This window comes from Nonomuraea sp. NPDC052634, assembly GCF_040678535.1.
Classification (GTDB): Bacteria; Actinomycetota; Actinomycetes; order Streptosporangiales; family Streptosporangiaceae; genus Nonomuraea; species Nonomuraea fastidiosa.
Window position 1 is genome coordinate 577,499 of sequence record NZ_JBFATY010000001.1, and the last position, 13,700, is coordinate 591,198.

Annotated in this window: 9 protein-coding genes and 1 pseudogene; 5 read left to right on the forward strand and 5 right to left on the reverse strand. The window is 71.1% G+C overall.

Going from position 1 to position 13,700, the window contains the following annotated elements; translation table 11 throughout:
- Positions 1–291 precede the first annotated feature (291 nt).
- The 4 genes from AB0K67_RS02815 to AB0K67_RS02830 are packed head-to-tail and all read left to right on the forward strand — an operon-like array spanning position 292 to position 6,520.
- The gene (locus AB0K67_RS02815) at positions 292–696 is read left to right on the forward strand and encodes a hypothetical protein (protein WP_364051799.1); all 405 of its coding nucleotides are present in this window, start codon (positions 292–294) and stop codon (positions 694–696) included.
- On the forward strand, positions 693–5,186 hold the full coding sequence (locus AB0K67_RS02820; RefSeq protein WP_364051802.1) for an AAA family ATPase: 4,494 nt from the start codon (positions 693–695) through the stop codon (positions 5,184–5,186). Before AB0K67_RS02815 ends, AB0K67_RS02820 begins: the two co-directional genes overlap by 4 nt.
- Positions 5,187–5,234: 48 nt before the next feature.
- Positions 5,235–5,951 (forward strand): hypothetical protein, encoded by a 717-nt coding sequence (locus tag AB0K67_RS02825; protein WP_364051805.1) that lies wholly within the window; start codon positions 5,235–5,237, stop codon positions 5,949–5,951.
- Positions 5,951–6,520 carry an XRE family transcriptional regulator gene (locus tag AB0K67_RS02830; RefSeq protein WP_364051808.1) on the forward strand — a complete coding sequence of 190 codons (570 nt, stop codon included), beginning with the start codon at positions 5,951–5,953 and terminating at the stop codon, positions 6,518–6,520. Before AB0K67_RS02825 ends, AB0K67_RS02830 begins: the two co-directional genes overlap by 1 nt.
- Before the next feature lie 557 nt (positions 6,521–7,077).
- Here the strand turns inward: AB0K67_RS02830 and AB0K67_RS02835 are convergent.
- On the reverse strand, positions 7,078–8,583 hold the full coding sequence (locus AB0K67_RS02835; RefSeq protein ID WP_364051811.1) for an alpha-L-fucosidase: 1,506 nt from the start codon (positions 8,581–8,583) through the stop codon (positions 7,078–7,080).
- A gap of 164 nt (positions 8,584–8,747) precedes the next feature.
- Between AB0K67_RS02835 and AB0K67_RS02840 the strand changes: the two genes are divergently transcribed.
- Positions 8,748–9,410 carry a hypothetical protein gene (locus tag AB0K67_RS02840; protein WP_364051814.1) on the forward strand — a complete coding sequence of 221 codons (663 nt, stop codon included), beginning with the start codon at positions 8,748–8,750 and terminating at the stop codon, positions 9,408–9,410.
- Between the two features lie 66 nt (positions 9,411–9,476).
- Here AB0K67_RS02840 and AB0K67_RS02845 read toward each other — a convergent pair whose 3' ends face one another.
- The 4 genes and pseudogenes from AB0K67_RS02845 to AB0K67_RS02860 all read right to left on the reverse strand — a co-directional run bounded on the left by AB0K67_RS02845 (position 9,477) and on the right by AB0K67_RS02860 (position 13,500).
- On the reverse strand, positions 9,477–10,094 hold the full coding sequence (locus tag AB0K67_RS02845; protein ID WP_364051817.1) for a TetR/AcrR family transcriptional regulator: 618 nt from the start codon (positions 10,092–10,094) through the stop codon (positions 9,477–9,479).
- An 88-nt stretch (positions 10,095–10,182) separates the two neighbouring features.
- The gene (locus AB0K67_RS02850; protein ID WP_364051820.1) at positions 10,183–10,521 is read right to left on the reverse strand and encodes a hypothetical protein; all 339 of its coding nucleotides are present in this window, start codon (positions 10,519–10,521) and stop codon (positions 10,183–10,185) included.
- Positions 10,522–10,854: 333 nt separating this feature from the next.
- Positions 10,855–10,980, reverse strand: a pseudogene (locus AB0K67_RS02855) (ClpX C4-type zinc finger protein); the annotation flags it as partial.
- Between the two features lie 93 nt (positions 10,981–11,073).
- Positions 11,074–13,500 (reverse strand): glycoside hydrolase family 95 protein, encoded by a 2,427-nt coding sequence (locus AB0K67_RS02860; protein ID WP_364051823.1) that lies wholly within the window; start codon positions 13,498–13,500, stop codon positions 11,074–11,076.
- Positions 13,501–13,700 lie beyond the last annotated feature (200 nt).

Below are 13,700 nucleotides of genomic sequence, written 5' to 3' on the forward strand. Positions count from 1 at the left end.
GCACGCACACCTCCGCTTCTCGTGAAGACGAAACCCCACGATCAAGCCAGACGGAGATATGCGCGTCAAGATCGACATCAGTGAAGCCGGTCCTACGTCTGGTGACAGTGCCGCCATCACAACAGGTCAGCATGTGCGCGATCACCGAAAGAGCAACGGCGCGGAAAGCGCGACCACGCGAAATGATCCGCCGTCATTAGGATCGAAGTGATGATCTCCGTTAAGCCACCAGAGAGGCGGCGAACACCTCCGGCGCGGCAAAGGACCATCTCAGGCGAGGACGGGAAACCCATGGACGTCACGGTCATCGCGGAAGGCTCCGATCGAGGAGATTTACTCCGTTCCCTGCGAGACTGGCTGAGCGATGCTCCCGAGTTACGCGGGCGGATCGACGGCGTGGAACGGCCGCCGGAGCCCGGCACCCTGGGTCCGCTGCTGGAGGCGCTGTCGGTGGCGCTCGGGCCGGCCGGGGCGGTGACCGCGTTCGTGACCGGGCTCGTCGCCTGGCTGCGCACCCGCCGTGGTGAGGTGAGCATCAAGGTGACGCTCCCCGACGGCACCTCGCTGGAGCTGACCGCGAAACGCGTCGCCGGTCTCGACAGCACCGCGCTGCAGCAGCAGGTGACCGACGTCGCCGCCCTGCTCAAGCAGCATCAGCGGAACGCCGACGAGCCCGAGCCACGCGCGCTGCCGTGACCGACCTGTCGGGCCCCGGCGTACGGGTGCTGCTGATCGCCACGGCGCATCACGAGAACCCGGGGCTGCCGTCGGTGAAGGCGGTCGCCACCTCCTCCGAGGACCTCGGCAAGGTCCTGACGGAGCGCTGCGGCGTACGGCCCGACCGCCTGCGCACGCTGCTCGATCCGCCCGACGCGCGGACCATGGCACGGGCCGTCGCCGAGGAGGCGCAGCGCGCGGAAACGGTGCTGCTCGTCTACTTCATCGGGCACGGCCTCATCGGCCCGGACGGAGAGCTGTACCTGGCGGCGTCCAGCACCGACCGGCTGACTCCCGGGATGGCCGAGCACCAGGCTCTGTCGTTCTCCTCGCTGCGGCAGGCCCTGGAGGCGAGCCGGGCGTCGTCCGTCGTCGTCGTCCTCGACTGCTGTTTCTCCGGGCGAGCGTCCTTGGGAGGGGGCGCGGCCCTTCCCATGACGCCCGCGCACGGCATGTACCTCATGAGCTCGGCCGAGCAGCTCGCCCTCGCTCCCCCGGATGCGAAGCACACCGCGTTCACCGGCGCGCTCATCGACCTGCTGACGAACGGCGACCCGCGCGGGGTCCAGCCGCTGACCCTGGACGCCGTGTTCGACGGAGTGTTCCGTGCCATGAGCGAGCGGCAGGGGCCGCTGCCACGGCGTCAGGCCGGGGACCGCTCGGGGCACCTCGTCATCGCGCCGAACCCGGCGGTGCCCGCGAGGCCGGAGGTCCAGGAGGAGCCGGAGCCCGCGCCGGGCCGCTGCCCGTACCTCGGTCTCGACGCGTACGGTGTGGACGACGCCGGCGTGTTCTTCGGGCGCGACCGCATGACGGAGCGGTTGTTCGCCGCGCTCGCGGAGGCGGCCGAGCCGGGTCCGCTGATCTTGGTGGGCCCGTCGGGTTCGGGGAAGACGTCACTCCTCAATGCCGGTCTCACGGCGAGTCTGCGCGAACGGGGCTTATCGGGCACCACCTCTTGGCTTCCGCTGCGCCTCACTCCCGGCGGTGACCCGCTGCGGCGGCTGGCGGCCGCGTTCGGGACCGGCCCTGAGGACGCCGACGCTCTGCGCGACAGCCCCGATCACGCCGTCGAGCTGGCGGAACGGCTGCTGGCGGGGCGGCCCGAGCAGCGGCTGATCGTGCTGGTCGACCAGTTGGAAGAGCTGTTCACCCTCTGCCGGGTGCCGTCGGAGCGGGCCGCGTTCCTGCGGGCGGTCACCGCCCTGGCGTCGAGGGCGCCGGTGGTGCTCGCGCTCCGGGCCGACTTCTACGGCCAGGCCGCCGCCCATCCCGAACTGCTCACCGCCCTGCGCGACAGGCAGGTGCTGATCGAGCCGATGACCCCGGACGAGCTCCGTTCCGCCATCGAAGGGCCCGCGGCGGCCGCGGGGCTGATCCTCGACGACGGTCTCGCCGACATCATCCTGCACGAGTTCGGAGCGACCGCCGACCGGCAGCCGACCGCAGGGGCGCTGCCCCTGCTGTCCCACGTGCTGTGGGCGACCTGGCTGCGCCGGGTCGGATCGCGGCTCACCGTCGCCCAGTACCGCGCCACCGGCGGCATCGCGGAGGCGATCAAGACCACGGCCGAGAAGGCGTACGAGGAGCTCGACCAGCAGGCGAAGGAGGCCGCGCGGCTCATGCTGCCCCGGCTGGTGCGCGTCGGCGAGGACTCCGCCGACACCGCCCAGCCCGTCGACCGCTCCACGCTGCTGCAGGGCCTGCCCGACCGCGCGGCCGGGCAGCGGGCGCTGGAGGCGTTCATCGAGGCTCGCCTGCTGACGCTCGACCACGACTCCGCCCGCATCAGCCATGAGGCGCTGCTGCGCGCCTGGCCACGGCTGGCGGAGTGGGTGGACGCCGACCGAGAGTGGCTGCGTGCCCGGCAGCAGCTCGCCGCCGACGCGCGGGCATGGGAGCAGGCCGGACGGGAGCCGTCGCTGCTGTATCGGGGCAGCAGGCTGGCCGCCGTCCGGGCGCGTGCCGAGTCCTCGTCGGCGAGCGCGCTCGAACCCGATCCCGTGATCGCCGAGTTCGTCGCGGCGTCCTGGCGGCAGGAGCGGCGGAGCGTGCGGCGGGCCCGGATCGTGATGGCGTCCCTGCTGGTCCTGGTCGTGCTCGCGGCGTCCGGCGGGGTCGGCTCCTTCGTCTTCCAGCGGCGGGCGGAGCAGGCGTCAGAACGCGACCTCGCCAGGTACCTCGCGGCCGAGGCCGAGAGCCTGCGCGAGGAACAGCCCGGCCTGGCGAAGCAGCTCAGCCTGATGGCGTACCGGATGAACAAGGAGGCGGGGCGCGGCGCGCTGCTCAACAGCAGGCGCACACCCGGTGTGATCAACGAGGACGAGCCGGCCTACGACCTCGCCTTCAGCGGCGACGGGCGCGTCCTCGCCATCTCGGCCGGCAGGGCCGTCGAGCTGCGGTTCGAAGGTGGTTCCCGCCGGGTCGAGCCGCAGGACGTCGACCTGATCGGCCCCGTCGTGCTCAGCCGGGACGGCCGGACGCTCGCCATGGTCACGTACGGGCCGCAGACGAGGATCCGGCTGTGGGACGTCGCCGATCCCCGCCGTCCCCGGCAGGTCTCCGCATCCGACCTGGACCAGGCCGCCTACTCGCTCGCGCTCACCCCGGACGGCGGGATCCTTTACGCCGGTACGCAGGCGGGCGAGATCCGGGTCTGGGACGTCGCCGACCGCGCCAGGCCCCAACCGTTGCCGCCGCTCAAGGCGCATTCCTCGCGGGTGGACTCCCTGGCCGCGTCCACCGAACGCGACCTGCTCGCCAGCATGAGCGTGGACGGCCGCATCCAGATCTGGACGGCGGCAGGCTCCGGACGGCCCGACCGGGTCGCGGTGCTCGAAGGCGCGAAGTACCGCCACGACACCAGGACGAACCCTCAGCCACTGCACCGGGTGGCCTTCGATCCCCATGGGCGGCTGCTCGCGGCAGCGGTGGCGGGGAGCACCTACGACAAGCTCCGGCTATGGCGGCTGGACGAGCCGGGCCGCCCCAGGCGCGTGGGCACGGAAGAGAAAGGGCCGGCAGGCGACCGGCCGTTGCCCGGCTGTCACGACAGCGTGGATTCCGTGGCGTTCAACCCGGCGCACCAGTATTTCGTCGGGACCTGCGGCCGCTCCTGGCACGTCCAGTTCTACACGAGGACCGATGAACCCGCATCGATCAAGACCGGTGCCTCGGGAGAGGGCGCCGCGGCAACGGAACGCGAGGCGGGCATGGTCCTGTTCGACCCCGCTCATCCTCGCAGAATGTTGCAGGCCACGAACCGTGGGGTTCGCGTCTGGGACATCGACAACTACGGCCAGCTCGGCGCCGAATCGGTCATCCCGATAGAGCCCGGAGGCGGAGCTCACTTCGATCACCGCCGGGCGGGGGACAAGGAGCTGCTCGCCCTTGAAGGGAGTACGGGGAATTTCCTCATCGACGTGACGTCCACGCGAGAGAGCGAGGTCCTGGCCGCGACCCGCTCCCCCGGCCTGCTCTACGGCGCCGGCATCGCCCTCAGCCCCGACGGACGTCTGCTCGCCGACGTGGAGATGTTCGAGAAGGTGAACAAGAAAGGCGAGAAAGCAGATTACGTGGGTCTGCGGCTGCGCACGGCCGCCAAAGACGCGCCTTTGCTGGCCACCATCGAAGAGCTGGACAACGGTGTGCAGGGGATCGCCTTCAGCCCCACCCGGCCCATCCTTGCGCTCTCCGATCTCAGCGGCTTCGTCAAGGGGAACCGCAAACCGCCGGTCGTACGGATCTACGACATCGCCGACCCCAGGCATCCGCGGGAGATCAGCCAGATCAAGGCGATCACCAGTCAGTTCGCCTTCTCGCCGGACGGTGAAACCCTCGTCCTCGTCGACGCACCCCGCACGGATCCCGCTCAGCCACAGGCCAACGACAGCGATCTGTTGCAGGGGTGGGATGTCACGGACCCAGCGCGGCCCGAGAAGGTGTGGGAACGGAACGTTCAGGGCGGGATAGGTTCTGCGCGGATCGCGTTCCGGCCGGATGGCAGGCTCCTCGCCGTCTACGACCCCGCCGGGACACTGACCCTGTGGCGTATCGCGAACCCCCGGTCCCCCGAAGCGGTGACCCGCCTCACGCTGGGCAACGACGGCGGTCCCCTCGGCTTCAGCCCCGACGGGACCCTTCTCGCCCTGGTCGCGGACCACGGCGGAACCGGCAAGGAGCGCATCGAGATCTGGGAGGTGAGCGACACGGGCTCTCCCAAGCTGCAGTCTTACCTGCCCAGCGAGTCGTCGAAATCGATCTCGGCACTCGCCTTCAGCCCGGATGGGCGCTTCCTCAACACCGTGCGAAGCGGTGCGGGTGTCGACACCTGGGACATGAGGCCGGAGAGCGTGCTCAGAGACATCTGCGCGGCGGTCGGCGACCCCATCACCCCCGAGCAGTGGCGGCGATACCTCCCTGACCGGCCGTATGAGCCTCCGTGCGGCCAGAAGGTCACCGTTCGATGAAGTGAACGGTACGTTCAGCCGCAGCCTGCGGTTCGTTATAGTGAACGTATGATTCACCCAATAGGGACGGACACCGAACAGGTCAGCGTCTACCTCGACGACACCTACCTGGCAGAGATCGACACGCGGGTGATCGCGACCGGCAAGCGGGACGGCACGTCGTGGGCGGCCGTCGAGCAGTGCCCGTTCCACCCGCAGGGCGGCGGGCAGCCCGCCGATCGGGGCTGGCTGGACGACGAGGAGATCGTCCCGGTACGTGACCACGAGTCGGGCCTGGTGGTGGCGATGGCGCCGGAGGGCGGCAGCCTGCCGCCGTTCACCGAGGGGCAGCCCGTACGGGCGCGGATCGACCTGCGGACCCGGATGCTGCATGCCGCGCTGCACACGGCGGGACACCTGGTCGAGGCGATGGGCCAGCGGCAGGGATGGGAGAAGGTGGGCAACAACCACTTCCCCGGTCAGGCGCGGATCGAGTTCCTGATGCCGGAGGCGGAGACGCGGCTGGCCGATCCGCAGGGCCGGGAGGAGGTGACCGCCACCCTGCAGGCCGCGGTGGTGGAGGCGATCAAGGATGATCTGCCGGTTTTCGCGCGGAACGACGGCGAGCGGCGGCGCATGGTGCACATCGACGACCTGCACGCGGTGCCGTGCGGCGGCACCCACGTGCGCAGCCTCGCCGACCTGGCCGAGGTGACCGTGACGGGGCTGAAGGTCAAGAAGGGCCGCATCCGCGTCTCCTACACCGCCGCCCACAGGAGCGCCTGATGACCGCCCCCGGCCGGCAGCCGGTCAGCAGCACCGCGGCCGCGATCGGCGCGAAGATCCGCCTGCGCCGCCAGCAGCGCGGCATGAGCGCGGCGGAGACGGCGCGGCGCGCCGGGCTGAGCAAGGCCACCTTGTCGCAGCTGGAGGCGGGCAAGGGCAACCCGACCATCGACACCCTGGACGCGATCGCCATCGCGCTGGGCATCCCGCTCGCCGACCTGCTGGCCCGCGAGGCCGACACCGGCCCGGTCTACCGGCCGGGCACGCCCGCCGCGCCAGGTGAGGTCTCACGCGAGCTGCTGCGCCGCATCAGCAGCGGCAACAGCCTGGAGATCTGGCGTCTGCGGGTGCCGCCCGAGACGGAGCTGGCCGGGGTGCCGCATGCGACCGGCACGATCGAGCACCTGCTGGTCTCCTCCGGGCGGGTGACGGCCGGACCCGTCGATGCCCCGCAGGAATTGAACCCCGGCGATATGCTCGCCTTCGCCGGCGACGCCCCGCATTTCTACCGCACCGACACCGAACCCGTGGACATCACCGTCGTCCTGGCCTCTCCTATCAACCCTTGAAAACCACCGATATAAGGAAAGGCGCATTCCGCGCACGGTCGAACACGCAAGTCGAGGCCGCCGAGGGTGGAGCGCGTTCAGGCGAGGGTCTCGGCGTCGAGGCGGCCCTCGCCGCGGCCGGGGATGGTGGCGTCGCACATGAGGATGGCGGCGCCGCCGATGTGGTGCGCCTCGTTGATGGGCCGGTCCCTGGCGGCCGTGGAAGCGCTGGCCGGCTCTGGAACTGGCGAGCACGATCCGCCATGACGGCAACGGCGGCGTCCGGCCTGGACGCGGCGTCGCAGGTGCCGTCCATCGTCCAGTCGGGCGCGGGCCCGCAGGCGAACATCGGCACGTGAGCCGCGCGGCGGCCGGGTGACGGTGTCCGCAGCCATCACCCGGCCCGCTGCCGAGGACGGCCGGGTGATGGCGCGCTGGACCCCCACCACCCGGCCTGGTGTCCCGGGTGCTGGACCGCCACCCCCGGTCTGCTGTCCGGGGCGCTGGACCGCCACCCCCGGTCTGCTGTCCCGGGCGCTGGACCGCCACCCCCGGCCGCCCGCATGGGGACAACAGACTCAATGCGGCATGGGCCCAAGATCGATGCGATGGACCTGCGCCGCCGACTCGATCACCAGTGCCCGCTCCTCCTGCCGCCAGGTCACGGGCCGCCCGTTGCCGAGCGCGCGCACCCCGGTGATCTCCCGGTCGAGCAGCCCGGACGCCCGCCCGAGCCGCCGCAGCACCACCGGTCCCCGAACCGGCTCGGCGAGCGCGATGGCGTAGAGGGACGTGCCGGTGGCGGTGTAACGGATGTCCTCGGCGGTCATCGCGCCGCCCTCGTTGAAGCCCTGGGCCCTGAGCGCGGGCGGGTCGTCCGCCGACGGTCCCTCGCCGAACACCTTCCAGGGGACGGTGTCGAAGATCGCTTCACCGTTGACCGCGAGCCAGTCGCCGATGCCGGCCAGGATCGCCCGCTCGTCGTCGTCGATCTCGCCATCGCCGGTGATCGGGACGCTGAGCAGGAGGTTGCCGTTCTTGCTGACCACGTCGGCGAGCATGCCGATCACCTGCGCCGCGCTCTTGTAGCCGTGCTCGGCGAGCCTGCGCTCGTCGTAGTGCCACGAGCCCAGGCAGGTGCAGGTCTGCCAGGGTTCCGGTTCGATGCGGTCGCTCGCGCCGCGCTCGACGTCCCAGGTGAGGGCGCGCCGCTGCCGCTCGTCGAGGATCTTGCCGCAGACGACCATGTCCTCGCTGAGGTTGTACAGCTCGGCCGCGATCTCCAGCCCGACCGGGCCGCACTGGTGCAGCGGCAGCACGGTGTCGTCGAAGTACACCAGATCCGGCCGGTACTTTCCGGCCAGCTGCAGGGTCCTGGCCTTGAAGTTCGCCTGGTAGGCGGCGTCCGGCCAGTGCTCGGGGTCGGGCCAGTCCCAGGTGCGGTTGACCGTCTCCGGCTGGTCGAAGCCGGGGACCGGCCGGTGGTTCTGGGCGTACAGCTCCTGCGGGTCGAGCCCTTCCCACCAGGTGCCCGCGCCGTCCGCCTTGGTCAGCCGCCCGTCGTACGGCACGCCCGCCAGCGGCCCGCCGGGATCGGCGCCCTGGCTCGGCTCGTACCACGACCAGGCGTGCGCCGCGTGCACGCTCACCCCGAACCGCAGCCCCTGCCCGCGCGCAGCGGCGGCCCACTCCCCCACGATGTCGCGGCGCGGGCCCACCCGCACCGAGTTCCACGCGTGGTGCGGGCTGTCCCACAGGTCGAGGTTGTCGTGGTGGTTGGCCATGGCCACGAAGTAGCGGGCACCCGTACGCGCGTACAGGCCGAGCAGTTCCTCAGGATCCCAGCGAGCCGCCTTCCACTCGTTAATGACGTCTTTGAACCCGAACTGCGACGGATGCCCGTACCGCTCCAGGTGGAACCGGTAGGCGTCGGTGCCCGGGAGGTACATGTTCCGGGCGTACCAATCCCCGAACCCCGGCTGACACTGCGGCCCCCAATGTCCCCAGAGCCCGAACTTGGCCTTCGGGAACCACTCCGGCGTCTCCCGCTCCTCCAACGACTCCCACGACGGTGTGAACTGCACGACTCTCCTCACTCTTCGCCGGCTGTCACAAGGATGGTGCACGAACCCGGAACGCCACCGCCCAGGCCCGCCTGCGTCGCACATCGCACAGGCGTTCCGCGCGGCCGAGGCCGGCTGGAATTCCTATCGGGACGGGTCCCGGCCGGCGCGTGGATACTGACCTCATGTGGTGGCGACGTCGCAAACGGTCCCCGTACGAGCCCGGCGTCCGCGCGTACGGCGCGTGGCGCGTCTACGCCGACTCCGTCGAGGGCAGCGACCACATCGTGGACAGGAAGGACAACGGTCACGTCTACGAGGTGTCCTGGGTCAAGACGGAGGCCATCGCACTGGAGTACCTGCGCCGCCGGGACGTCCGCCGAGAGGGCCACTACGTGATCGTGGAGACGCCGCACCGCGACCTCGGCCGCGACATGATCATGATTTTCGACGAGGCCGACGGCTCCTTGATCGAGATACCCGAGCGCACGCCGCTTCCGCAGCCGACGCCGTCGCCGACCCACTGCGCCCGCTGCGGCTACCCGGTCCTGCCCGTCACCGATGTGACGCCCTCCTCCTGCGGCGACCCGGACTGCGGCCACCCCTGGCACACGGCGGACTTCGCGTGGAGTGCCGACCGGGTGATCCTTGCCGGAGCGGGGTACCGGTGCACGCAGTGCCGGAGCGCCGCTTGCCGGGCCTGCTACGAGGCCACGGGCAGCGAACAGACGACGATCACGCACGGCTTTCTGTGGGATCCGGACGACGAGCAGCCACATCCGTCAGACGAGATCCTGATGCGCCTGTGCTGGATCTGCGGGAGTCCCGTCACGATTCTCGACGAGTGATCGGCCTCGCCGCTCACCGGCGGCCACCGGGCGGCTCGCAGCGGACGGAGGGCGTGGCCGCCGCCGTCACACCGTCGGTCGCGCTTCAGGCTCCTGCGCGCCGCTACCAGGTTGCGGGCGCAGGCCGTCCATCATGACCGTGACGAAGCCGGCGGCGAGCTCCGGGGAGCTCTCGCTGGAGCGGGCGATGGCGTAGGTCGCCTCGCCCAGCAGCACGGTGGTGACGGCGGGGTGGATGTCGGTCCTGATCGCGCCGGCGTCGCGCGCCCGCGCGAGCATGGCGTGCAGGGCGTCGCGGAGCTCGGTGCGCAGCGTGGCGGTCAAGGGGAGCTGCAGGCCCTCGAGCTGCCCGCTCATGACCCGGTGGGCGGCCTGGAAGTCGATCAGTTCGAGCAGGAACGCGCGCAGCGCCGCGCCCGGGTCGTCCTCGGTCAGTGCCTCGCGGGCGCGCTGGACGAGCGGTTCGAGCAGGTCGGCGGTGGCCGCGTCGATGAGCGCGTCCTTGGTGCCGAAGGCCCGTACGACCGTCGCGGCCCCCAGCCCGGCCTGGCGGGCGATGGTCTCCACGGTGAGCGTCGCGCCGGGCCGGACGAGCAGTGTCTTGGCCGCTTCCAAGGCGAGGTTCCGGTTGCGTATCGCATCCGCCCGGCGCGGCTGCTGCTGGGCCGCCTTGGGGGTCGACATCTGGAACGCCCTCCCACGTCAACGAACTGGAACGCTTATTCCGGTTGGACGCTATCCATCTGGGGTGGGCACATGCAAGCTTCACCGCTCACGCACGGTCGAGGACGCGGCGCAGGGCGGTGGTGGCGGCGGCGAACTCGGCGTCGCCGAGGAGCGTCGAGCCCCATTCGAGCAGCGGCCGCCGCGCCTGCTGGATGCGGGCGGCGGCGAGCCGGGCGACCTGCTCGATGGTGTCGCGCTGCACGTCGATGACCGCATCGACCAGGCCCTCCAGGGAGGGCAGGCCGTAGGCGGCGGCGAAGAGCTCTCCGGCGGCGCCGGTCGGGAGGTTCGGGGCAGCGCAGCCGGCGCAGGCATTCGGCGTCGTCGCGGAAGGGGGCGACGGGGGCTTCTGCGGCTCTCCCGGCGCGATCGGGATCGTCTCCAACGGGCGCACCTACACCTGCCGTGGCGGGCACTGGCGACGCTGCCCCGGCCGGTCACGCGTACGCGCGGCAGTGCGCGGTCATGGGGTGCCGGCGTGGGAGCGCTTCTCCTCGTCGGCGAAGCGTTCCCAGGCCGACTGGCGGGTGATGCCGAGCGCCGCGCCGATCCTGGCCCAGCTCACGCCCCGGGCGCGCAGGTCGGCGACCCTGCGGCGCAGGCCGAGCTCGACCTGGGTGCCGACGGCGTCGATCCTGGGCAGGGCGCGCAGGATCTCCTCGTCGGACATGCTCCCCCATTCGGGGATCTCCGGCTGGGACGGCCCGGCGCCGGCGGCCAGGATGTCGTTGCAGGCCGCGACGCATTGGTCGCAGATGTAGATGCCGGGCCCGGCGATGATCTTGCCGACTTCGGCGGCCGCCTTCCCGCAGAACGAGCAGTGGGGCGGAGGAGTGGAGCTCATGCGCGTGCGCCCTTCCGGCGGAGACGTTTGTCAGGTTAGCCCTGACACCTGTACGCGAGAGCATACGGCGTCAGGGCAGCCCTGACAACACGGTCAGCCGGTCACGGTGATGCGGTAGGTGCGGCCCGCGCGGCCTGACACGGTGATGACGTCCGGCTCGGGGCGCTCGACCTTCACGGCGTCGCCGGTCCCGGTGTCGGTCACCTTGACTTCGCCCGTGAACGCGCGGCTGCGGACGTTCACCGTCGCCGTGCGGTCGAAGGCGATGCGGACCTCCGTGGCCGCGCCGGACCTCCAGGTGGCGTCCACCGTGTGACCGCCGCGCCCGCGCAGGCCGCGCACCTCGCCGTTCGGCCAGGCGGGCGGCAGAGCGGGCAGCACGTGCAGCTCGCCGGCGTGGCTGTGCAGCAGCATCTCGGCGATGCCGGACGTGGCGCCGAAGTTGCCGTCGATCTGGAACGGGGGATGCAGGTCGAACATGTTGGGCGCGAGCCGGTCCGTACGGACGAGGAGGCGGAGCAGCTCGTGCGCCCGGTCGCCCTCCTCCAGGCGCGCCCAGTAGTTGATCTTCCAGGCGAGCGACCAGCCGGTGCCGTCGTCGCCGCGCAGTTCGAGGGTGCGCCGGGCGGCGTCGTGCAGCTCGGGCGTGCCGCGCTTGGTGATCTGGTTGCTGGGGTGCAGGCCGTAGAGGTGGGAGACGTGCCGGTGGTTGGTCTCGGGCTCGATCCAGTCGTACAGCCACTCCTGGATGTTGCCGCGCGAGCCGATCTTCATGGGGGCGAGCCGGTCGCGGGCGGCGAGGACCTGCTCGCGGAAGTCCGCGTCGACGCCGAGCGCGTCGGCGGCCTTGGCGCAGCCGTCGAACAGGTCGCGCAGGATCTGGTTGTCCATCGTGGGCCCCGCGCAGACGCTGGCGTCGGGGTGGTGGGCCAGCTCCGGCGAGTTGGACGGATTGGTGACCAGGTAGCCGAGGTTCGGCTCCTCGACGAGCGTGTCGAGGAAGAACTGCGCGGCGCCCTTCATGGCCGGGTAGTGCTCGCGGAGGAAGCCGAGGTCGCCGGTGAAGGCGTAGTGGTCCCAGATGAGGGTGGCCAGCCAGGCGCCGCCGGTCTGCCACATGCCCCAGAACGCGCCGTCCACGACGGACGTGCCCCGCCAGGCGTCGGTGTTGTGGTGGGTCACCCAACCGCCGGCGTCGTACTGCGCCTTGGCCGTGCGTGCGCCGCTGACCGCCAGCTCGTCGATCATCTTGAAGACCGGCTCGAAGCACTCCGGCAGGTTCGTGGTGTCGGCCGGCCAGTAGTTCATCGGCAGGTTGGCGTTGATCGTGTATTTGGAGTCCCACGCCGGGCTCAGCGAGTCGTTCCAGATGCCCTGCAGGTTGGCCGGTTGGGTGCCGGGCCTGGAGGAGGAGATCAGCAGGTAGCGGCCGAACTGGAACAGCAGCACGGAGAACTGCGGGTCGTCGGTGCTCGCGTGCTGCGCGATCCGCACGTCGGTGGGCTGGTCGGCGGCCGCGGTGCGGCCGAGGTCGAGGGTGGTGCGCCCGAACAGCCGCCGGTAGTCGGCGACGTGCCGCCCTCTGAGGTCGTCGTACGCTCTGCCCGCGGCGGCGTCGAGGTGGCGGCGGGCGATGCCCTCGTGGTCGCCGCTGACGTCGCGCCAGTCGCGGTAGCTGGAGCCGATGGAGATCAGCAGCGTCACGCTGTCGGCGTCGCGCACCTGGAGGGTGCCGTTCGAGCTGCTGACGGTGCCGCCCTCGGCGACGGCGCGGGCCAGGGCGAGGAACTTGACGGAGCCCTTCAGCCCTTCCATGTCGCCGGAGACGCCGTCGAGGCCCACGGTGGTCGCGTCGGGGCTGGTCAGCGTCGTCCGCTGGGGGCTTGCGAACGTCGCGGAGAACGTGATCGAGCCGGGTGTGTCGGCGGTCAGGCGGACGGCGATCACCTGGTCGGGGGCGCTGGCGAACACCTCGCGCCGGTAGCGCACGCCGTTCCGCCGGTAGGACACGCCCGTGATCGCGGTGGTGAGGTCGAGGTAGCGGTGGTACTCCGCGACGGCGGCGCCGCCGGGGAAGGTGAGCCGCAGGTCGCCGACCGTCTGGTAGGCGAGCTGCCCGGCGGGGGCGCCGAGCATGGCCTGGTCGATGAGGGCCTGGGCCTCGCTCCACTTGTCCTGGAAGACGAGCTGCCGGATCCGGTCCAGCTCCTGCGCGCCCCTGGGGTTGCTCTGGTCGTACGGGCCGCCCGCCCAGACGGTGTCCTCGTTGAGCTGCAGCCGCTCGGTGTCGGTGTTGCCGAACACCATGGCGCCGAGGCGGCCGTTGCCGATCGGCAGGGCGCGCAGCCAGTCGGTGCCGGCGCTCTCGTCGTACCAGAGGGCGAGGTCGTGGGCGGCGCGCACCTCGGGAGGCGGCGCGACGGCGGCCCTCGCGGTGGCCGTCCAGGACAGCGGGAACATCGCGGCACCGGCACCGACAGCGCCGAACTTCAGAACTTGCCTTCGCGATACATCGGACATCTCTGTGATCGTCCCCTTGGGGGTCGCGGGCTTACGGGGGCGCGCCGACTTCCTGGAGGAAGGTAAAGCGGCATGACGGTGCCCGTCAACCGGCCGATCACGCATCGGACAGGAAAATCGGCGCCCGAAACACCCGGCGAAGGAACGACAACTAACATCGGATCTCTATCGTCAACGCCGCGCCGCCCTGAAAGTTTCAA